The organism is Pediococcus pentosaceus ATCC 25745 (genome assembly GCF_000014505.1).
GTDB classification, from domain to species: Bacteria; Bacillota; Bacilli; order Lactobacillales; family Lactobacillaceae; genus Pediococcus; species Pediococcus pentosaceus.
Genome location: NC_008525.1, coordinates 967,811 through 991,436 on the forward strand (window position 1 = coordinate 967,811; position 23,626 = coordinate 991,436).

The 23,626-nt window shown below is 34.7% G+C and carries 17 protein-coding genes; all 17 read right to left on the reverse strand.

What is annotated here, in order from left to right; all coding sequences use genetic code 11:
* Positions 1-53: 53 nt before the first annotated feature.
* Positions 54-2,126, reverse strand: coding sequence for a type I DNA topoisomerase (gene topA, locus PEPE_RS04670; protein ID WP_002833092.1), 2,073 nt, complete (start codon positions 2,124-2,126; stop codon positions 54-56).
* A 309-nt stretch (positions 2,127-2,435) separates the two neighbouring features.
* Entirely contained in the window at positions 2,436-3,095 is a 660-nt protein-coding gene (pgmB, locus tag PEPE_RS04675; RefSeq protein WP_011673375.1) for a beta-phosphoglucomutase, read from the reverse strand.
* A gap of 15 nt (positions 3,096-3,110) precedes the next feature.
* Positions 3,111-5,363, reverse strand: coding sequence for a glycoside hydrolase family 65 protein (locus PEPE_RS04680; protein WP_011673376.1), 2,253 nt, complete (start codon positions 5,361-5,363; stop codon positions 3,111-3,113).
* A 25-nt stretch (positions 5,364-5,388) separates the two neighbouring features.
* Positions 5,389-6,675 (reverse strand): SLC45 family MFS transporter, encoded by a 1,287-nt coding sequence (locus tag PEPE_RS04685; RefSeq protein ID WP_195747522.1) that lies wholly within the window; start codon positions 6,673-6,675, stop codon positions 5,389-5,391.
* A 200-nt stretch (positions 6,676-6,875) separates the two neighbouring features.
* A complete protein-coding gene (locus tag PEPE_RS04690) occupies positions 6,876-7,829 on the reverse strand; it encodes a LacI family DNA-binding transcriptional regulator (protein WP_011673378.1) in 954 nt (317 codons plus the stop codon).
* A 99-nt stretch (positions 7,830-7,928) separates the two neighbouring features.
* Positions 7,929-8,789, reverse strand: coding sequence for a DNA-processing protein DprA (gene dprA / locus PEPE_RS04695; protein ID WP_011673379.1), 861 nt, complete (start codon positions 8,787-8,789; stop codon positions 7,929-7,931).
* Between the two features lie 40 nt (positions 8,790-8,829).
* Positions 8,830-9,597, reverse strand: a complete 768-nt coding sequence (locus PEPE_RS04700; RefSeq protein WP_011673380.1) for a ribonuclease HII — start codon at positions 9,595-9,597, stop codon at positions 8,830-8,832.
* Positions 9,584-10,447, reverse strand: coding sequence for a ribosome biogenesis GTPase YlqF (gene ylqF, locus PEPE_RS04705; RefSeq protein ID WP_011673381.1), 864 nt, complete (start codon positions 10,445-10,447; stop codon positions 9,584-9,586). The genes PEPE_RS04700 and ylqF overlap by 14 nt, the downstream gene beginning before the upstream one ends.
* Before the next feature lie 795 nt (positions 10,448-11,242).
* Positions 11,243-12,577 (reverse strand): hypothetical protein, encoded by a 1,335-nt coding sequence (locus PEPE_RS04710; protein ID WP_011673382.1) that lies wholly within the window; start codon positions 12,575-12,577, stop codon positions 11,243-11,245.
* Between the two features lie 201 nt (positions 12,578-12,778).
* Entirely contained in the window at positions 12,779-14,809 is a 2,031-nt protein-coding gene (locus tag PEPE_RS04715) for a hypothetical protein (RefSeq protein WP_011673383.1), read from the reverse strand.
* A 418-nt stretch (positions 14,810-15,227) separates the two neighbouring features.
* Positions 15,228-15,554 (reverse strand): hypothetical protein, encoded by a 327-nt coding sequence (locus PEPE_RS04720; RefSeq protein WP_011673384.1) that lies wholly within the window; start codon positions 15,552-15,554, stop codon positions 15,228-15,230.
* Positions 15,555-15,821: 267 nt separating this feature from the next.
* A complete protein-coding gene (locus PEPE_RS04725) occupies positions 15,822-17,936 on the reverse strand; it encodes an ATP-dependent Clp protease ATP-binding subunit (RefSeq protein WP_002833100.1) in 2,115 nt (704 codons plus the stop codon).
* Between the two features lie 283 nt (positions 17,937-18,219).
* Positions 18,220-20,265 carry a hypothetical protein gene (locus tag PEPE_RS04730; RefSeq protein WP_011673385.1) on the reverse strand — a complete coding sequence of 682 codons (2,046 nt, stop codon included), beginning with the start codon at positions 20,263-20,265 and terminating at the stop codon, positions 18,220-18,222.
* Entirely contained in the window at positions 20,252-20,590 is a 339-nt protein-coding gene (locus PEPE_RS04735) for a hypothetical protein (protein ID WP_011673386.1), read from the reverse strand. The genes PEPE_RS04730 and PEPE_RS04735 overlap by 14 nt, the downstream gene beginning before the upstream one ends.
* 1 nt (position 20,591) lies before the next feature.
* Entirely contained in the window at positions 20,592-21,650 is a 1,059-nt protein-coding gene (locus PEPE_RS04740; RefSeq protein WP_011673387.1) for a DUF916 and DUF3324 domain-containing protein, read from the reverse strand.
* Positions 21,637-22,290 (reverse strand): WxL domain-containing protein, encoded by a 654-nt coding sequence (locus tag PEPE_RS04745; RefSeq protein WP_011673388.1) that lies wholly within the window; start codon positions 22,288-22,290, stop codon positions 21,637-21,639. The genes PEPE_RS04740 and PEPE_RS04745 overlap by 14 nt, the downstream gene beginning before the upstream one ends.
* Positions 22,291-22,445: 155 nt before the next feature.
* Positions 22,446-23,237, reverse strand: a complete 792-nt coding sequence (locus tag PEPE_RS04750; protein ID WP_011673389.1) for a PTS sugar transporter subunit IIB — start codon at positions 23,235-23,237, stop codon at positions 22,446-22,448.
* Between the last annotated feature and the right edge of the window lie 389 nt (positions 23,238-23,626).

A 23,626-nucleotide genomic window follows, 5' to 3' on the forward strand; every position in this document is an offset into this window, starting at 1 on the left:
GTCACTGTAGCAAATGTTAGAGGTAAACGTCAATTAATATTTTGTTTTTTAAACTATTTTTGAGGTGTTTCTTCGTAGTCACCATTTGGACAAACAATTTGTTTGCCGCCTTTAATTTTCTTTTCAATCAAGTAGCTATGACAAACAGGACATTCACGAGCAATTGGTTTATCCCATGACACAAAGTCACAGTCCGGATACCTAGAGCAACCATAGAACAATCGACCGCGTTTAGATTTACGTTCAATAATTTGTCCCTGATGACACTTAGGACAGGTTACGCCAATTTCTTTAACAATTGCTTGGGTATTACGACAGTCTGGGAAACGGCTGCAAGCGAAGAACTTACCGTAACGTCCCATTTTGACTACCATGGGTGAACCGCAGATTTCACAATTAAAACCAGCTAGTTCGTCTTTAATCTGAACTTTTTCGATTTGTTCCTGTGCTTTGGCTAGTTCCTTAGCAAAAGGTTTGTAATAACGGTCAACGACTTTCACCCAGTCTTCCTTGTCTTCTTCAATCGAATCCAAGTCTTTTTCCAAGCCAGCCGTAAAATCGATATTAACGATATCTGGGAAGAAGTCATAAATAATTTCATTGACGATTTCACCCAGTTCAGTAGGTTCAAAATGTTTAGACTCTAACTTAACATAGTAACGCCTTTGAATCGTGTCTAAGGTTGGAGCGTACGTAGAAGGACGACCTACCCCATTTTCTTCCAAAGCTTTAATTAAAGTAGCTTCACTATAGCGAGCTGGTGGCTGAGTGAAATGTTGGTTCGGGTTGTTGGTAACCAGTTGGACTTGGTCGCCCTCTTCTAGATTTGGAAGAACGTTATCTTTGTCCTTATTGGTCTTGTAAACTTTTGTGAAACCTTCAAATTTGGTCTTTGATCCGTTAGCTCGGAATTGAACTCCATTTTGTTCAATCTTAACCGTCATGGTATCCGAAACTTCTGGTGTCATTTGACTAGCAACAAAACGGGACCAAATTAAATTATAAAGTCTAAATTGATCTTTATTAAGGTATTCTTTAATACTTTCAGGAGTCCGCAATACGGACGAAGGGCGGATTGCTTCATGGGCATCCTGAGCACCCTCGGGCATTTTACCCTTCCGAGGCTTAGTAGCAGCATATTCTGCGCCAAACTCATCATGAATAAATAATGAAGTTTCGTGCTTAGCAACCTCAGAAATACGAGTCGAGTCGGTTCGCATATAGGTAATCAAACCGACAGTGCCTTCTTTACCAATGTTAATTCCTTCATAAAGTTGTTGGGCAGCCATCATCGTTTTACGAGTTCTGAAATTCAACGTCTTGTTGGCTTCTTGTTGCATAGAACTAGTTGTAAAAGCTGGAGCTGGATAACGTTTGCGTTCTCGGCGTTTAACTTCCGTAATATCAAAATCAGCCTTAGGGTCGATTTTCTTTAATACTTCCTGAACCTTATCATTATTAGGCAGCTTCATCTTTTTATTATTCACGCCATAAAAGGCAGCCTTAAATTTAGAGCGTCCTTTTTTAAATTCAGAATCAATTGACCAATATTCTTCAGGTTCAAACGCCTTGATTTCTTGTTCACGTTTAATAATTAAACTTAAGGCAATTGATTGAACTCGACCAGCACTAAGGCCTTTTTTAACTTTTTGCCATAGTAATGGAGAAATCGAATACCCGACTAAACGATCCAAAATCCGACGAGCTTGTTGAGCATCAACGAGCGTCATATCAATGCTACGCGGAGTTTTGAACGCATTTTTAACGGCATCTTTAGTAATTTCATTAAAAACCACTCGATTTTGATCTTTGGGATCCAACCCTAATAGATATGAAAGGTGCCACGCAATGGCTTCTCCTTCCCGATCGGGATCAGATGCCAGATAAACTTTTTTAGCTTTTTTAGCTTCTTTACGTAAATTTTTAATGGTATCGCCCTTACCACGAATAGAGATGTAATGGGGTTCGTAATCATTTTCCAGATCCACGCCCATCTTACTCTTTGGTAGATCACGAATATGTCCAAGACTCGCAACTACTTTATAGGTACGGCCTAAATATTTTTCAATGGTTTTAGCCTTGGATGGTGATTCCACAATCACAAGGTTTTTTTTCGCTGCTGGCATTTGTTGCTCCTTTGCCTTGTTATATTTAAAATTTTATAGACACCATGTTATTGCATAATATTCGATATTGTCAAATAACTATCATTAATCCAGTTATAATTTCAATCGAATTTATCCCTAAATGATGGTAATAATGATACTAAATCCGCTTAATTATTAATAAAATTTCTAATAACCGTCAGAATCCAGCTAATTATACCCCAATTTAAAAAGATGGACTACCCGTTTTGTAGCTTCTACAGGGCTTCACTCAAAATAAGAGATGACATTTTAGTTAACCTAAAAAATGCCATCTCTTATTCTAAACCATTAGTCTAATTGTGCTCGAATGCCAGCTAAGCTAACTTCATTTGTAGTATCAAACTGGATCTGAGCTTCGGGTAAATCACCAATTCCAATTGAAAGTTCACCAGCAGCATTAATTGATTGAATGCCCGCCGCTGAATCTTCAATCCCCGCTACATGATTGGTAGGTAAATGTAATGCTTGAGCAGCCTTTTCAAAAATTTCGGGATCAGGTTTTCCCGCTTTCAACAAGCCAGGGTCTACGATTGCTGCAAAATACTCTGTAACTTTTAGATTTTCAAGAATTCCAGGAGCATTTTTAGAAGCTGATGCTAGTACCAAACGATAATCATGCTGTCTTAATTCGTCTAAAAAAGCTTGGATTCCAGGTAAAATATCGTTAGGTGTTAGTTTAGCTATTAAAAGTTGATACTCATTATTTTTTTGTTCAGCTAGGGCTTGTTTTTCAGCTAAGCTAAAGTCGGCTTGACGGTTGACAGACTCGAGGATTAATTCCAATGAATCCATGCGGCTAACTCCTTTAAGACTCGCTGCTAACGTTGGTGTCCAGGTCACTTTAATTTGATCTGCAATATTATGCCAAGCCTGACTGTGAAACTTCGCAGTATCTGCAATAACCCCATCAAGGTCAAAAGCGAATCCCTTTATATCTGAAAATTTCATTCCTAATTCCTCCACTCAGCTTAATTCAACTTTCTTACCATTTAAATCAACGCTTAGTGGGCTACCACTAATCAATTTAAGATTTGTTGCACTTTTATCGACACTAACTTCAATTACTCTTCCGCGGAATTGTTGTCTAAATCGGTAAGATGTCCAATTTTTCGGTAAGAATGGGGCATAATGCAGCTGATCATTACGGACCCGCATTCCTGCAAAACCTTGAACAATCGCTAACCATCCACCCGTCATGGACGTAATATGCAGACCATCCGCAGTATCATTATTATAATTATCTAAATCTAGGCGGGCGGTACGTTCATACATCTCAACGGCTTGAGCCTCTTTGTGTAAGTCAGCCGCAAGAACCGAGTGAATAGCAGCCGATAAACTAGATTCATGCACAGTTAGTGGTTCATAAAAATCAAAATTCCGCTGTTTTTCTTCCATTGAAAAATCGTCAATGAAATCCCAAATTCCTTGAAGAACATCCCCTTGTTTAATATATGGTGAACGTAAAATTTTATCCCAAGACCAATTTTGGTTTAGCGGTAATTGTTCCTTTGGCAATGAACTAACTGGCTTCAAATCCTTATTTAAGAAACCATCATTTTCGACAAAGATTCCGCGCTTAGAATCTTCTGGTAAATACATATTATCGATAATTTCTTGCCAGTGTTGACGTTCTGCTGACGATACATTAACTTTTTTGGCAACATCCTCTTCGATTTGATCCAAAATTTCCAAGGTATAACGGAGTGTCCACCGCGCCAATAAATTGGTATACCAATTGTTATCAACGTTATTTTGATATTCGTCAGGACCAGTTACTCCAGCAATCATATATTGTCCATTTTCTGCTGAAAAATGGACGCGATCAGCCCAAAAACGAGCAATTTCGGTTAAAACTTCGGCCCCTTCGTTAAGGACGTAGGATTGATCACCTGTATAACGGGTGTAATTGTAGATAGCAAACGCAATATCACCATTACGATGAATTTCTTCGAAAGTGATTTCCCATTCGTTATGGCATTCTATCCCGTTAAAAGTCACCATGGGATATAAAGCTCCTTTAAGCCCCTGTTCCCTAGCATTTACAAAGGCGCCATCCAGCTGATTGTAACGGTACTTTAACAAGTTACGAACGACCTTAGACTCCGATACACCTAGGTATACCGGTACGGCAAATGCTTCAGTATCCCAGTAGGTTGCACCACCGTATTTTTCACCAGTAAAACCTTTAGGACCAATATTTAAGCGCGCATCGTTACCATAATAGGTAGAAAAGAGCTGGAATAAATTAAACCGAATTCCTTGTTGGGCTTCTGCATCACCATTGATTTCAATGTCTGATTTTTGCCATCTTTGTTCCCATTCTTGAACATGCTGTTCTAACAGTTGCTCGAAACTTTGCGTCTTAATCGTATGCGTTAATTCCTGCATCCGTTCGTTTATTTCATCGACTGTACCAAAATCTCTAGATGAGACAAAAATGGTTCTTTTCTCCATTATGCTAGTTGTAGCAGGTTGTAAAGCTATGTGATACTTTTGACCGATCGATTGATCGTTTTCTACATCACCGACATAGTCCATATCCGTCTTGATGGTCGTATCAAAACCTACCGTAAAACGTTCAGTGCCAAAATCATTTTCCTTGGTTTTGGCAAGCATTTTCACTTCGTTTTGCTGATTACTTTTAGCAAGTACGTCCCAAAATTGTTCACCGTAATTTGAATCTTCGTTGTAAACATCAGCATCAATAGCACTAATAACTTCAATATCAGCTTTGCTATCAGATAAATTTTTAATCGTCAGACGTTGTCCAACTAATTCTTTAAGTGCGGCACTCACGAAACGTTCAAAAATAAATTTCAGTTTTACGCCACCAATTTCAACCTTAAAACTCCGAGTTAAAATAGCTTTTTGCATATCTAAGTCTAGGCTAAAGTCTTGCGGTACTTGATGGTTCAAATCTAATTGTTCACCGTTTACCGTGATTAAAAGTTTCATAAAATTGACCGAGTTGATTACCTTACCAAAATACTTCGGATAACCATTTTTCCACCAACCAACACGAGTTTTATCTGGATACCAAACTCCTCCGAGATAAATTCCTTCTAAAGTGTCTCCGGAGTAACCCTCTTCATAAAATCCTCGCATACCCAGATTTTCATTGCCTAGGCTGGTGATTGATTCTTGAATTCTTTTATTTTCGGGATCCCATTGATTAGTTTCAATGTGCCAAGGTGCTATATTAAATGTTCGAATCATGATTGTTCTCCTTGTCTATATTTAATTATTCAGCAAAAGTTTCTTTGATTGTTCCTACGGCGAAGGCTCCTAAAAGCATTACTGCACCAGCAAGTAGGAACATATTAGCTTGTGAGCTACCGAGAAGTGGGAATAAGCCAAAGCTAAGTAGGGATGCCACAATCTGTGGTAAACAAATTGAACCGTTGAATAATCCTAAGTAAGTTCCCATATGATTTCCAGATAAAGCATTTGTCACGATGGTTAATGGGTAAGTATTCATTCCAGCCCAAGCAATTCCAACTAGGATATAAGAAACAATTAAAATGTATTGATTATGAACAAAGAAAACGGATACAAAACCGAGTGCACCAAGAATTAAACTAACTGCATAACCTGATTTATGGAATCGATTGGGTAATTTAGCCAAAACGTATGAACATGCTACCGCTGCAATAGATTGAACCGCTGCTAAAACGCCGTACCAGTTCCCCGCTGCTTGATATGCGGCCGAAGATGCATTAGCAGTGTGCCAAACGTTTTGAGCAATTGCACCTGCTGAATATGTCCAGAGGTATTGGAAAGCGAACCAACAGAAGAATTGTACTAACGTGACGGTCCAAAATGCTTTAGGTGCATTCTTTAAAAGCGTAATCCAATTGCCACCTTCACTATTCTCTTTTTCACTAATTCCGTGATACATCGCATAGGTCGCTGGGTCATATTCTTTTACTCTAAATACTGTAAATAAACTAGTTATAATTAATAAAATTGCACCTGCATAGAATGAAATAACAACTGATTGAGGAACGACGCCCTTATTCGCAGTGTTAGCAATTCCCAACCAAGTTAAAAGGAAAGGAAAAATAGCTGCTAAAACTGCACCAGTATTAGATAAAAAACTTTGAATCCCGTAAGCATAACTTTTTTGTTTATCGTTTACCATGTCGCCAATCATCATCTTAAATGGTTGCATAGCAACGTTGGAAGATAGGTCTAGAAAAGCCACCGTAATCGCCCCAAACCAAAGTGCCATTAATGAACCATAACCAAATCCAAAACTACCTGAATTCGGTAGCAGTAGCATCACAATAACAGCAATTAAGGTTCCTAGAATTAGATAAGGTAACCTTCTACCACCTAAACGTGGTTTCCAAGTTCGATCGGAGTAGTAACCTACAATAGGCTGTACAATCAAACCTGCCAAAGGTGGAAGAATGAAAAACCACCCTAAGTTATTTGGATCCGCTCCAATCGTTTGAAAAATACGCGACATTTGAGAACTCTGTAATGTAAATGCAGTTTGAACACCAAGAAAACCAAAATTAATCATCCAAATCAAATTTTTGGAAAGCGTCGGAAGACCCTTCCCACTTGTCTTATCTGCCAATGATAACAACCCCTTTTAATTTTTATGAAGCGCTTTCATGTTATTAATTTAACATAGAGATTTAAATTGTGCAAGCGTTTGCACTTATTTTGTGCAAACGCTTGCTTTTTTTAACCAAATAAAAAAGAGGAATCCCTCTTTTCTTAAATAATATCAAACCCGACTGTCGCTTTTCTTAATTCGGAATCGAATAGTAGTTCAACCGCTTTTTTACCTAGTTCCCGTGGTCTTAAATCAACTTTATTAACGGTGGGGCCGGCTAGACTAATCAACCTACTATTATTAAAACAAATCGCGGGGATGTTTTTAATATGCTGGTTATCTTTTAATAGATGATAAAAGCTTAGTAATTCAATATCATCCGCTCCAATAATGGCATCAATCTCAAAATGGTGTTTCATATATTTATCGATAGCTACTTTATTATCGTTTTTTTCAAGCTTATATATTAAGGGGCTTGAACCGCTTTTAGTGCTCATCACTTGCTGATATCCTAACTCACGCTTTTTTTCATATTCCCAATTATAAGTAGATCTGAGAAAAAGTGGATGTTTAGCATTATACTGGTTAAACATAAATTCAGTAACTTCACGTCCCGCTAAAATATTGTCATTATCAATAAAACGGTCATTTTCATTCGTTGGTTCACCGATAATAACAAAGTTTAACTCTTGCTTCCTAAGATAATTGGTTACTACATCGTCTGCTTTAGAATACAGTAACAAGAAATCGTGAATTTGGCTTTGTTCCACCATTCTTTTCACATTGTTTAATAACGCTTCTTCAGTTTGACAAATTGCGACAGATAAAACAAAGTTTTTGAGTTGTAACGCTGTGTTAATTCCTCGCATTAAGTCAATATGAAACGGATTAGCAGGATCTTCGTCAGCGGTTACTGGGTAAATCACTCCAATTTCATTAGCTTTGCCTAAGGACAAAGTTTTGGCGCTGGCATTGGGCTTATAGTCTAATTCTTTAGCAATTTTCTTAACTTTTTCAATGGTTGTTGCACTAATTCTAGGATTATTATTTAGTGCTCGAGAAGCTGTCGAAACTGATACTCCAGCCTCTTTAGCTACATCTTTGATTGTAATCATGCATATACCTCAAAATTTAATATTTACATATACAAGTATAACTTCCTAGACGATGAAATTCTACATAGCGCCCTCTGCGCCCTAAAAATACAATTTTCCTTACAAAACTTCTTCTAGAACGTCATCCAATTCGATTAATGGCCGAGCACCAGATGCAATTAACTGGTTGGTTCCTTGGCTATTACCACTGAAAATACTCCCCGGAATTGCTAAAACATTTCGATTTTCCGTGAGTGCCAGACTAGCCGTGATTAAGCTCCCAGAATTCTTTCTTGCTTCCACTACGCATGTTGCGGTGGTCAATCCGGCAATAATTCGGTTACGTTCTACAAAATGATGTCTTAATGGTCGAGCACCTTGGGGATATTCACTCAGAATTAAACCTTCTTTTTGAATTTGATTTTGAAGCTGAGCATTTTGCTTAGGATAGGTAATATCGAGCCCATTTCCAATTACGGCAATGGTAGACCCTGCATTTGCTAAAGTTGCTTCGTGAACCAACGCATCAACTCCTTTAGCTAAACCACTAACGGTGGTTAATTGATTAGCCACTACGCCCGGAATTAAACATTTAATGGCTTGTTCACCATAACTCGTCATCATCCTGGCGCCTACAATTGCAATAGTACGTTGATGGCTTAGTAGCGATAGATTTCCATTGTAAAACAAAACTGTAGGTGGGCAATATATCTCCCGCAATAGCTTAGGGTACATTTCATCTAGAATGGTTAGAATTCCCCCACTTTGTTCATTAATTTGAATTTCGTGGGTTAGTTGTTCACTTTGTAATGTGGCAGTTAATTCATCTTTTTGACTTTCCTTAATTAGTTTCGTTGTTCCAATCCACTCTGCAATGGATAATTCGGGGCTTTTACGAATTTCTTGGTAAATTTGATACTGCTTTTTAATGCCTAAATTCGTCCCCACTTTTACTCTAATCAAAAAATCACGTATTTCCATTTGATCACCTCAAATGTACTTTACGTGTTTTTAGGTTAATTTATTTTATTAAAAATTCAGGTACCGGTTCAAAAGTCTGACGATGGATGGGGGTTACTCCATAAGTTTTTAACCCCTCAATATGTTGCTTAGTACCATAACCCACGTTTTTATCAAATCCGTAGCCTGGATAGAGTGCAGCATAAGAACGCATTAAATGGTCACGATATACCTTAGCAACAATTGAAGCGGCTGCAATACTGATACTTTTAGAATCACCCTTAAACATCACAGTTTTTGGGATTTCTATCGGCGCATTGACTGCATCAATCAACAAATGTTGTGGAGTAACATTTAAGTTACCCACTGCTTCTCGCATCGCAAGTTTTGTAGCATTTAAAATATTAACTTCATCAATTTTTTGGTTAGAACAGACGCCAATACCGACGCTCACAGCCTCTGTAAGGATTTTGGCATATAATTCCTCTCGCAATTCACTACTGAGCTGCTTAGAGTCATTAACGTCGATTAAATCGAAAGTTTCATCCAAGACTACACTGGCAGTGACGACCGGACCCGCTAAACATCCCCGACCCACTTCATCAATCCCGGCTACTAAGTCAATTCCATTTGACCATAATTCTCGTTCTAACGTAAATCGTGCCTGAAATGCTTCTTCTTTTAATCTTAATTGGTTAATTTCCTTTTGTTTATGTTTAATTAAGCGTTGAACACCAGTTCGTGGATCTTCTGAAAGTTCAACTAATAACGGGTCATCTAGTGTATAAACACTTAAAAGCTGCGTCTTAATTTCCTTAATCGTCGCCAAGGTCTTCAAACTCCTCTACAAAGTCTAAAGTGAAACGACCCAGTTTTCCTTTACGTGCGTCTAACAAGATTCGCTGACTAGCACGATCGTAGTCGTCACGCATCCCTAATTTTTGAGTAATTAGTAGTAACAATTCAGGTAATTCCATTTCTAAATCGTCTTCTGTTAAATGATAACGCCCCATCAATCCTTCACGATAATGGTTGATGAATATATTTAGACCATAGATTACAACATCGTCGTTAGCGAATAAATTATCTTTAATCGCTCCAGTAAAGGCCAATTTATTTCCTACATTTTGGTCTTCAAATTTAGGCCATAAAATTCCGGGAGTATCTAAAAGATATAGTCCGCGACGTGAACGCAACCATTGTTGTTTTTTCGTTACCCCGGGGCGGTCACCTGTAATCGCCACCTTCTTATTAACTAAGTGGTTAAGCAACGTAGATTTACCAACGTTGGGGATTCCAATACACATGGACCGAATTTCAGCATTTTTAATTCCACGATCAGCCTTGTTAGCTAGCTTGTCGGCTAAAATTTCTTGCGTTTTCTTCAAAATGATATTTTCAGTTGAGGGCTCTTTAGAATTCAATGCGATGGCGTATTCGTTCCGTGATTTATAATAATCTAGCCATTTTTTAGTTTCTTTAGGATCTGCTAAATCAGCCTTCGTTAAGATTAAAAGATGAGGTTTGCTTTTGATAACGTCTTCAATCATTGGATTTCGTGACGACACTGGGATCCGTGCGTCTACTAGTTCAAATACGATATCAACTAGTTTTAATTTTTCTTCGACCTGACGAATTGCCTTCGCCATATGGCCAGGGTACCATTGGATAATTGCCATGTTTGTTTAACTCCTATTTCGTTGGGCTTTTTATGCCATTTTTTTGATTGATTAGACTAGTTTAATATTAACTAGTAATCTCTATTTTAGCATTATTTACAGTAATTTGGTTTCCGATAAATAATCCGTTAAAAATAATCGTAATAAAAAGCCTTTATCGTCCGTAAAAATTGAAGACGGATTATAGAGGCTCCTTTAGTTTGATAAGTTTTAAGATGATTATAGTTTTTGATTAATTACTGTTAAACAGAAAGTTTCCAACTAAGAAATAAATACCCTATCATGATAAGTAGCGATCCAAATGAAACAATCATCACAACCAAAATTGTTAAATCTGCACCTCTAGAGGCATAGTCCTCGACAATACTGAGAGGAATAACAAATACACAGGTGTTTAATATAATACATTGAAAAGCACTAACAAATTTTAGTAAAACTCATCTTTCTACTTACTCTACGAAATAAAAATGCGTATATGTAATGAAATAAAGCAATTAGTATTAATGATGTAACTATTATTACTAAGTTCATAAAATTTGCTCCCTTGTTGTGAGTTACAAAATAACTACGCATATTATACATCTGTTATGTACCTAGATATAATCTAGTTTAAATTAGTGTGTGTAGAAAAATTGTAAACTAACTATAAAACTCAAAAAATTTTAGATTTAAAGTAAAAAAGAAAAACAATTCGTAAATGAATTGTTTTTCTTCAATTGTCTTCATCAATATTTATTGACTTAGCTGTCATATTAACCGTTAACATTCAAAAAATTATTCGTAGTCTTTTCTAATTTAGTACATACTATCATTTAAATTAAAATACGTATTATTATTCCTAACCTTATTAAGAACAATTTCTTTATATTTTATATAATTAACGTGGTGAAGATCAAATTCAGGTATTATTTCATACAAATCATTATTTTCTATTAATTCTTTTTCTAATAAACATTCAATATTTTCTCTACATCTATCGACAATTTCAGAATCATTAGACTCTATCAATATTACAGAAATATTGAAAATATTATACGCATTTTTACTATTCAATTCTAAATTAAAAAAACTCGATTTCAAAGCACTACCTAGCTTGTCTATCTTTATCTTTTTGGGATTTTGAAGATATCTTATGTAAACACTTTCCCAAGTTATTACATGTTTTTTCTCATTCAGTATGTCCATATCATCAATGGATATTATCTCATATTTACTAGGTTTTTTTATAAATTCACAAATATTTTTAACAGATGGTCGTAGATATTTTATCGCAAATTCATTATATTCATTATCCCAAATATTAATTCCAAAAAAATTTCCGATTAATTTTTTTGTTAAGCAACGTAATATATCTACATCTATAAAACTTTCTGAAATATTAAAAAAAGGAGCTAAAGGCCAGTTGACTACAGGTTGAAATACAACTCTATCATGTGCTATAGCATTTCTACATTTTATTGCTACTCCAACAAAGTCAAATTCCTCTTCCGAGGTTATTCCTTCTTTTGAAAGTAGATATTTAATTTTAGTACTAAAATTTGGGCTATTCGCACCTAAACTCTGGACAATAATCTTCGTATTATCGTCAACATATATATCACTAAGCAAATCTAAAATATGAAATATTCCAAGTAATTCTTCATCACGATAAAGTTTTTCAAACATATCCTCCTTTCTAAAATCGAGAACTTTTCGCCATCTATCAAGGACTGAAACCGCTAAATTTTTATTTTTAGGATCTTCTATTCTTTCTAAAACTAACTCCAGCTCATTCGAATAATCCTTTTTCTCAATTTTAAAAGTAGATTTTTTGAATTTATTTTCAACAAAATTTTCAATATCAGTAAAGGATTGAATTTGACTTGTAATGTCATAAACAGTAATAGGAAAATCAATGAAAAGTGAAATTACTCCCTGTATTATTAATAATTCGGGCCTAATTAATCTTCTTAAATCTAAATTTGAATATATAGGATTAAAATCTAAAATTCCTCTAATCTCAATTTCTTTTGTTCCATGTTTCTCATTATATTTTGACTCTACGACTATATCTCCAAGACTAAAATATATGTCGATTTCCCCTATATCTATTTTCGTAATATCATGTACCGTTTTAAAATAAGCCTTCATGATAAGTGAACTCTCCTTAAATCAAACTCGTAATCCACATTGTTGTTTTATCAATCTAAAAAACAAACTAATTACTATATTAATTAGATGCTTTGATAGCACAATAATAACTGTTATTTAACCAGCTTGAAGATTATTAAAATTTTATCCACTTTTTGTAATTCAAAACAAGAAACCCTATATTTTTGATAGTAAACAGTCTTATTTATCCTTGTTATCATAATGTTTATTAAGTATCAATTCTTCATTAATTTTAATGACATAGATAGTCAATATAATTAACGCATATAACAAATCTTCAACATTATCTTCAAAGACTGAACCATGTAAATATTTATTTCTTATACCTAATGCGTTATCAAATTCTGAATCATTCAGTAAATAATTTAAATAGTCAGATTCTGGTTTTGAAAATAAAGTATCTTTATAGATCAAGAGTCCTTCTTCCAAGATTTCATCTATTTCATTTTGTTGTTGTTTTAAATCGACTTTTCTAGATATTTTTGTTAATCCGTTATAGTAATTGATAACCCCATAATTGAAGATCATTGAAAAAATTCTTATTCTTCTCATTTGTTTTTTATTTACATAAATAACGTCATCTTTTCTTTTGGTAATGATATTATTTTCAATTAAATAATTTATATCTTGTCGCTGATAGTTCTCAAAAAAAGAATAATTAATATTATGCTTTTCCAAAAGCTGTATGAAGCTATTTTCATGTAAATATCCATCAGTAACTTTTACCGTATTTAAATGGGACTGATCAGAAAACAGAAGTTCTAAAACTTTTTTTATGTCTTTATTTTCTTCATTTAAATAAATATATTTCTTATGCAAGAAACTGCCCAAATCATATATCCTAGGTGTAGATTCAAGTGCAAATAAATCCTTATCTATTTCTCCTTCATCAATTAATAGGTTCCACTGTTTTCTTATTTGTTCCTCAATGGTAAATAAGTTCTTTGTTTGAATATTTATCTTTTCCTTTTCGCCAGCAAATCTAATTGGTAACCATTCTATCTCAAAGTTATTTTCGCAGTACTTTTCAAAAAAATAATTAATTAAATCTTCAATCCTTAACCCTAGATTTTCGTCTAAAATATGTTGAAAGCCCTTAAATGCTTGCTTTACCAATAAATCTTTATTGTGAAAATAAAAACTTGTTTCGTAATTTTTCCTCGTCTTTGGTCCGTAAAAGAGCCTTGTTAAAGTTGAACTCTCAAAATTTGGAAAACTACCCAAATTTAGAATCCAATTCTCATTAAAAAAATAATCCATATACATTAAATAATTAAGCAACGATTCAAAAGAAGAGTGTGTTTTTATATCATCGACATCAATTAAAATTTTTAATTCACTTTTTTCAGAAGTTAGATATTTTTTTCGATCTGTATAGATAGCTACACTCTGTAAAAAACCATTACTATTTTTCTTGCTCTGACTATTTAAAAATACTTTTTCTAATTGTTCAATTTTCCTCTGTGCTTTTAATTTTAATTTAGCATCAATGACTAGCCTTTGAATATCTTTAATTCCTTGGTTAATTAGTCTAAGGTAATTTAAATTTGAAGATTCATCTATATACCATTCACAAAGATTGTATAGTTCAGCTGTACTAATATTATCAGGAATAACATAATTATCATTATTCACAATATAATTACTTAGAAACAGCTCAAAATTTTCAGTATTCGATAAAAAAAACGTCTTTATCAACTTAGGATATCTAATTGAAAAATAATCCGATTTTAAAAAGTACCAAATTGGTATTGAAAATCTATTAATAATATTTTTTAAATCAGATTCGGTAATTTTTTTATCTAATTGAAATTTTTCAAAGCACTCTAAAAAATCAGCTCTAAAAAATGTGCTATTACTATCTATATCAGTATTTTTAGCATCTTTCGGATTATGATAATTTTCTATACTTGTATTTGAAGTTACTGAAAATAAACATTCTAAGTAATAGATAATATTTTCTTTAGTTAAAGATGAAAAAAATATATTTATTTTTTTATTAAAAGAACCTCTTATTTTCTTGATTTGCTCTTTTGAAAATTCACTTAAGTATATATCGTTTTTTAGAATTTTATTTATATTGTAAAATTCTAATACATCTAAAAAAATAGGATGGTCGTTTGATTCAACATTTTTCATTACTTTTTTTATTCTACCCCAGTAAAAATCTATAGATGCATCATTGATACTGTAAAACTTAAATCGTTCCATCGACTTACCTCGCATACAATTATTCCAACCAATATTAAAAATAATATTTCAAATAATAATTTTTAACCATCTAACCCTAGTCATTGATTAATATATGTTAATTGAACGAATATAATTATATCGATTACCAATTTACTTTATTAAATTTAATCTTTTATTTAAACTAGGTTGATACCTAAAATAGTCATATTTCATCAAATTAGTTTCTCATTTTGCCGTACTCTGTCCTTCATTACCGGAATGACCATTAACATTTATTTCCACGCTTTTCTAGTAATACAATATCGATAAATCTCCGTTTTACGTTGAAAGTAGCTCTATGTGCTAAAATAAACAAAGACAAAGCGGCTACATTCATGTGGTTGTATAGTATAAGCCATCTCTATTACTTTGACGAGTGAAGTATATAACTTTTTGTCTATTGTTTTTTAATTTTTCCGTTATTTTCTAGCTTTCCTTGGTAAGCAATATAGTATATTACAGTGTCATCATTATTTGATTTTAACTGTACAGAATGTTTATATTTACCGAGCTTATCATCAACATAATCTGACGATTGTTTCATCTTATTCAATAGTTTATCTAAATCAGGTGTATTTCCATTAGAATCGTTAATCTTTTTATCTAAGTCGTTTAATATTCTTTTATCATAGACTCTAATTTCAAAAGACTTAGTATATTTATTATATGTAACATCTACGCTTTTTTTATAATCATCGTGATAACTATTTTTTAAATCTACCAAAACAGTGCCTTCTTTTGAAAGATGGAAAGTCGCAGTTTTTTAGAATCGTTACTAGACGGTGTTATTGAAACACCAACCACAAAAAATACTATTCCTACTCCAACCAATACTAACGGTTTTCGTGTTTTTTTATACCAACTATTATAAATTCTGTGGATACGGCTCCATAACTATGGCCTAAAACCAAAATAAAAAGCGAGGATGACAGAAATTAATCTGTCATCCTCGCTTTTCGTAAATAAAGTCCAAAGTAAACTACCTGCTAAGTTAGGCTTGCTCAATCACGATTTGATCATCCTTCAAGTCAGCTTTTAAATGCTTAATATCCAAATGATCTAAATAGAAATCTGTTACCTTATCACGAATTTGTTGTTCAATCACCCTTCTTAATGGACGAGCTCCCATTGCTTCGTCATATCCTTGTTCCATCAACCAATCCTTAGCTGCATCGGTTACTTTCAAAGTCAAATCTTTTTTCGCTAGTGTTTTTTGAACATCAGAAATCATTAAATCAACAATCTGACTTAAATCTTTCTTAGTTAGATGTGAGAATTCAACGATTCCATTGAACCGGTTTAGGAATTCTGGACGGAAGAATGGAGCCAACTTATCCATTAAAGTTTGATCTTTGTCTGCATCGCCAGTTAACTTTTCATTACCAAATCCAGCATTGGATGTAGCAATAATAATGGTATTCTTGAAGTTAATTACATTACCTTGACCATCCGTCAAACGACCGTCATCCATTACCTGAAGCAAAAGCGTCAATACTTGCGGATCGGCTTTTTCAATTTCATCTAGTAATACGATTGAATAAGGATTTCGACGTACTCGTTCCGTTAAGGTATTAGAGTTATCATCATAGCCTACATAACCAGCTGATGTACCAATTAATTTTGAAACAGCGGTCCGATCTGAATACTCACTCATATCCAATCGAATGATTGCATCCTTATCACCAAACATGTCTAATGCTAATTGTTTAGCTAGTTCAGTTTTACCAACCCCGGTTGGACCAACAAATAGGAAACTACCGATAGGCTGTTCACCTTCTGAGAAGCCAGCTCGATTCCGACGAATAGCTCTAGCAACCATTGCTACCGCTTCATCTTGACCGATAACTTTACTCTTTAAGCGACTATCCAAATCTTTTAACCGTTCAATATCATTAGCACCCATATCTGAGACTGGAATTCCCGTTAATCGTTCTACTGATTGAGCAACATCATCGACGGTAGCCACTACTTCTTCCTTCTTACCTACATTATCAATTTGCTTATTAGTAGCCTCGATTTGTTGCTTCAAATCCGCAGCCCGCTTAAAGTCTTCTTTTTCCACCGCTTGATCTTTTTCTTTTTGCAATTGATTGAGCTTTTCCTTTAAAGCTGTTTCATCATTTTCAGGCTGATGTGCTGCCAAATGAGCCGCTGTCATATCAATCAAATCAATTGCTTTATCTGGTAGCGTTCTTTGTGGAATATATTGGATGGAGTAATCTACCGTTGCCTTCAAAACATCATCTGGCAATTTTACATGGTGATGTTCCTCATACAAGTTTTTGATACCCTTTAGAATTTCAAGCGTGTCTTCAGCATTAGGTTCATTGACTACAACATCATTGAATCGACGAGCCAAAGCTGCGTTTTTCAAAATTGTATTTCGATATTCATCTTGGGTAGTGGCGCCAATAACGGTTAGTTCACCACGAGACAATGCTGGCTTGATAATATCAGCTAAGCCTTTACCACCGTCTTCACCACCTGTTGAACCAGTACCAATTATCTGGTGAATTTCATCAAAGAATAGAATAATATTGCCAGCAGCCTTAACTTCCTTGACTAAGTCTTTGATATTCTCTTCAAAAGAACCGCGATATTGAGTTCCAGCTTCTAAGGAGGACAAGTCAATAGAGTAAATTTCTTTGTCCCGAATTGCTTCTGGAACTTTACCATTTACAATTGCTTGTGCCAATCCTTCAACGATGGCTGTTTTACCAACACCTGCATCCCCAACTAAAATTGGATTATTTTTGGTTCGACGGCTTAAAATTTCCGCTGTTTCTTGAATTTCATTTTCACGTCCAATAACTGAATCTAGTAATCCATCGCGTGCTTGTTCTGTTAAGTTGGTGCCTAGTTTTTCTAAAATACCACCCTTTTTAAGAGCTTGTTGTCCATCTTTAGATACTTCAATTGTTTTTGCTTGTTCTGGTAATTTACCAGTTGCTCGATATTGAGCAAACTCGTCTGGAGTTAACGATTGACCATTAACCAAGTAGCGAGCAGAATCTGAGTTAGGATTCCCCATACGTTTAAATACTTGATTAAAAATATCATCCATATCATTGTTGAAAAAAGGATCATTTCCGTAAAAATTGGCCATATAACAACACCTCCGTTAATTAAATAAAGTAAAATTGTGTCTTAAAACTAAGTAAAAACACTCTTTTTTACTTACAACTGTATTATAACTCCTTTTTAGCACTCTGTTAAGTAAAGTGCTAATCGAATCACAACGTTAACTATTTTCAGACGATTATAACTGAAATTTATGTTTACCATTGCAATATAATCTCTGGGAACTAAAAAACTAGCTAACCAAAACTAAAGGATTGGTTAACTAGTCTCATGAAGTTTCTGATTCAGCTTGCTTGAAAAAATATCAATCAGTTGGGGGCATCTTCCAATGTCCATCTTAATTCACCATGGTAACTACCAATTTGATCCGTAGGTTCTAGCACCAGTTGGAGATACTGGCTTAAATCTAAATTTAAGTTCCCAGTATCTTGCCCAATCGTCTGATTTTCTCCGTTGATTACGTTACCCTTAAAATAAAGCCTTGATATAAGCTTCTGGTCGTTTTGGTTAGTTAGTGGATGTTCTTCTCGAACCTTTAAAATCCACGGGTAGTGGTCAAGCTCACTACGATCTTTAACATGTACCCACTCTGCTCTAGTTAGTGAACAGACCGTAATTTCCAGCGGAATTTCGTGCGAACCAAAGTCGATTTTACTAGGTAATGACAGCTCCGGTCCGCGTTCTTGTTTAATTATCCGAGTTTCTTTATTCGACATTTGATGTTGGTCATCTTCGAGGTAAAAATCTACCTTCTTATTAATCCATGACTTTGGAAATTGGCATATAATTTCATCATCAACCTGATGAGCAGCGTTGGAATACTCTTTTAGTATTCGCTTTTCTCCCGCGCAGTTTCCTACCAATCTAACTTTTGCTCCATCTTCGTGCGTAAAGGAAACTGTAAGTTTGCTTTGATTAGAAAATCGTGAACTATAGAGTGTATCTCCTAGATTTTTTAGTTTAAAACTAAGTTTTTCGCCTTTACGGTACCGGTGAATGATTGTTTTATTTCCTGGTAAGAATGTACCAGTATCTTGAACTGCATCATTCTTGATGGGAATGTAACCTGCAATTTCAGGATATATATCAGTCACGTCAAATTTCGTGGTTAAAATGCCACTTTTAACTTCTCGAGCGCGAAGTACCTCGAAACCATTGTCCGCTAAAAAAACAACATTCACCCTACCAACATAGTCTACAGTCGAAACTGCGCTACTTTTACCTACAGCTTGCCCATTGATGTTCGTTGATACGTCAAACGGTAAATCTAATTTTCCGTTAACAACCCGAGTTGGATCTACAGTTTTTTTAGCTTCAAGCCACTTTAAATATACTTTATAATGCAACGTAGTATCGGTTATTGCTCTAGTAGCAGCTGGCCTAGTCTTGATGTAGACTTTCTGATTCTCAATTCGCCAATCAAAGTATTGCGTTACATCTTTCCCATCAAAATTAGTAACTTTAATCCGTTCTGGAATATATTGTTCACTATTATAAACATGTTCCAAATTAAAACTAACCTCAGATGTGAAACTATTAGTACTAGGTACCGTCTGTTGAGCTGCCAAATAGACGCCATTATTAGCTTGGTTAAAATCGCTACTTTCCGCATAAGCTGGCGCAGACTCAGGCCTTGCTAAAAATTCAGTTAAATAAACTAACGATGAAGGTGTACTGTCATTATTGTGTACCACAAAAGTAACTTGGAAAATGGGTTTAGTAACTACTTCAAAACTTTGGCGCGGATCTCGCCACGGAAGCCCAACTGTAGTATTTTTTAAATACATCCATTGATCTTCTGATTCATACCTAATATTAGTCGGGTTATTAGCGTAAACTGCACTAATCACAGAATTGCAATCTTGGTATCCAATGTACTTGTTAGAATTAAGGCCGAAGTAATTAAATGCTGTTTTAATCGTCAGAGGATTTTGATTGGCGTCAACAAATTGATAAGTAACCATTACCTCACCAGCAATATCAATTCCAAAAAAATAATCCTTAGCAAAGCTTAGTGATCCACCCTTTAAATTACTTTTATTTCGTTTCAACGTTACCAGCAAATTTACAGATTTACCTTGATAAAACCCAACATTTTCTACGAGGGCCTGACTCACATTTATTTTCTGATCAACTGATAGCCGATTCGTGGTAGCATCGCCCTTTAAAGGAGTCACCTTCGTTCGAGCACCACTATGCATTATAAAGGTATTTTCAGCTGGCGTAACTGCTTGATTGGCCCACTGAAAATTTTCAAGATTAGATAATGGCTTCAAGCTAGCCTTTACGTCAGTGGCTATCCAGCAGAAACTTACGAGAAAAGCCACTAATAACAAATCTTTAACTTTTTTCATTAGTCGTCCTCTTACCTACAAGAATTTTTTTAATTCCATTTTTGATCAGTGTATAGCAAATCAAACCTAACCCAATCCAAACCATCCCCATCGCAATATCTTCACTAGTTTGTGGTAAATATTGTGGTCTGGTACTTGGAGTAGCGGTTTGTTTTGGACTTTTCTTAGTGGGTTGAGCGACTTTTTGCATTGGTACGACTTGGCTAGCAGCGTCATTTTGATAAAAAGTAATCCCGATTTTACTATTAGTAGGTTCGTTAGCTAACGCAATTCCATTAATGTTAAGTATTAATGTAAATAATATTATTCCTCCCCTAAATTTCATCTTACTTCTCCGTTTTATTATTTTTCTGTTTCACGTAATAAATATAACCGCTCAAAATTACAATTATTCCAATCAAAAGTCCTATTATTAAATAAAACAATTTATTATCTGTTTTTTTAAGTTCAACGGCCTTTTGATTTAATTTGGCATCGTCTCCTGTAATTTTAAATTCCCGACTAAGTTGCCATTTCTTACCCGTAGAACTACTTAAAGCGATGGTTAACACATATCTTCCATTTTTTAAGGGTTCATCATTCCAACTAATGGGCAGTCGAAAACGTGTTCGAGGTGCAATCGAGATTTTCTTATGTGTTCTTTTTAAAATTTCATGGTGATTTTTCTGGGTTACGGTGGCCCGCATGTCTAATTTACTCAACAATACAGGAGCTGCATTTTGTAAAGTAGCAAAAATTGATAAATAGCCGTTATCTAATCCTGGTGTAGCCTTTATCAAACTTAACTTAGGTTGTATTTTGGAGCTTGTACACTCTAACTTTGCGCCAATGGTATAAGCAAAATTATTGGTCAAACTTAAACCTGATGTACTAGTGGCAGCCTTAACTGGTTTTGTGTAACAATAAAATCCTCCTAAAACCGTTCCTTTAAAACCTTTTGGTGGAATCTTCAACTGAAAGCTAACTCTTCGAACTTCCTTAGGCTTAAGTAAGACCGTTTGTGGTCCTGAAATAAGCTGTTTAAAAGTGGGACCGCCTAGTAATGGGGCGTTTGATTTAGAATAATCAATAGCTCCATTCTGATTAGTTATCGCATTATTAGTTTTAACCATAATGGTTTGCTTTGCATTGGTTAAGTTACGAAGTCGAATAAATAACTTTTGCGTAGCTCCTGGACGTACCCGTAAGTCGTAGTAACTAACTTCGGAATGCTGATTTTTCGGTAAAATTGCTTCAGCATTAAACGTTACTTGATTATTTACTTTTCCACTCGCATTAATTGAATTTGGAAAAATAAGTATTAGCAACAACGTCATTATATAAATTAGAATAATACTAAGTAATCTACTTTTAATGTACTGATTATTTATACTAAGATGGCGCATCGGTCAATACCCATGTTAACTCGGCTGAATAACTTTGCGCTTCAACTCCTGCACGTGGTACATGGAGTTTAACATTTTCGTTATTACCATTTTTACCTTCAAAAACAGCTGCAAAAGCCCCCGCTCCTTCGCCTTCCTTAGCAGTCATTACCACTTGATATGCTCGATTTAATTTAAAGCTATCTTGAGTGATTTTTGGCATGGCCGATTTATTATTCTTAGTTACCACCTTCCCATTAGATAAGGACATCTGAGCGCCTACGAGTTCTTTTCCATTAGCACCTACAAAAGGTGTAATTGCAACCCCTAAAGACCAACCTTTTGCACCACCACGAGTGTCATTAACTTGAACATGTGGTTTTTGGTTTAAGGCGTAGTAATTCGCGTCTGCTTGCTTAATTTCATGTTCTCCGAATGTAATGTTTGAAGCATACGGGATTGTTAGTGACCCCATGTCTCCTGTTCCCGAGTCATCGTCATGGGTATCATCGGGCACAACAGGATAAACATCCTTTCCAGAACCAGCTGTTAAAGTTACATCCGTGTGATTCGTTACTTCTGATATTTGTGAAGCCATTGCTGTATTGGTGTTTATCGCAAACACACCAATTGCAATTGTCGTTAGCATCATTTTATTCATTGCATACTTCCCCCTTAAATCTAATTAATCATTTGATTTAAAATTATTCTCGCATGTCATCTGAGGGACTTACTAGTCTAATTTTTTTCTTAATTCTGAAAAAAATTAAAGTATTTTGGGCAATAAAAAAGATGCAATTAACCTAATTACATCTTTTATTTGGTTAAGTGGTAAAGCATTGCGCCTAACTGCCGCCAATTACGTTCTGTAGGTAAGTTTTTCATTAAAATAAGTGGACAATCTTTAGTATCAATATAGTAATTAGAAATTACCAAATCTACTTTTGAAACTGGTGTTTTATAGTCGTAAAATTCAAAAGCAAAAGAATGACCAAAGTAAGCACGAATTTTGTTCATCAACCATAGTCGATGCGTATGATGTAAGTCGTCTTGTACTAGAATTTTAACTGGTGTAACTTTTTTTGCGAACAGATCATAGTAATCTAAGATGAAGTAATAATTCAAAAATAATTGTTCCCAATTAGCTAATAAGTTAGTAACTGATTGGTTAGAATGTTTAACTAACTGTTCCTTTAATTTTTGCATAATTTGATATTTCCTAGGATGCTCTTCTCTCAACTCCGTTATGTAGGAACGGTTGAAAAACACGTCAGAATTTCCATAAAAAAAAGTACTACGTTCATGAAATGCTATAAAATTAAACATTAGTTCTAAATCCGTGGTTGCTAACTGGAAGTTAAATGTTTTTTTAATGACCAATGCCAAATTCATTACAGCCTGATAGGCATGCGTTTGATTTTTCTGGTGTGCTAATCCATATCTATTCTCATAATTTGGATTACCATCGATAATTCCAAATACATATATAACTTGATACAAAAAATATAGCTCATCTTGATTTAAGGTGAGTTCTCCTTTTTTGTTCCATTGCCACATTAAATCAAAATTAGGATCGTTATCAATGATTTGCTTCTTGGCGATCTTCATATTTAGTGGTGCAATCTGGCTTCGTTCTAAGGTAATTGCTAGCCAATAAGCAAATTTTTTACGCTGAAGAGGATCTAAACTAATGCCGTATATCTCTTCAAAATTAGCAATATACTCATCGAGTTTTGCTAATTCAGTATTAAAGATTCGAATATTTTTAATAGACGATAAACACTATTGTATAGCCGTTTCTTATTTTTAAGAGACTGTGTAAACCTATACAAAAATGGGGGTATGTCCCCAAAATGTCCCCAAAAAATTAAAGTGGCTCATGCTAATAATAGACAATAAAAAAACTACTCATCCCAGTTAAGGATTGAATAGTTTTTTGTTTTCTAGACAAATAAAAAACCGTTTAGCTTGGCCGGCTACGGTTTTAAACTAGTTAC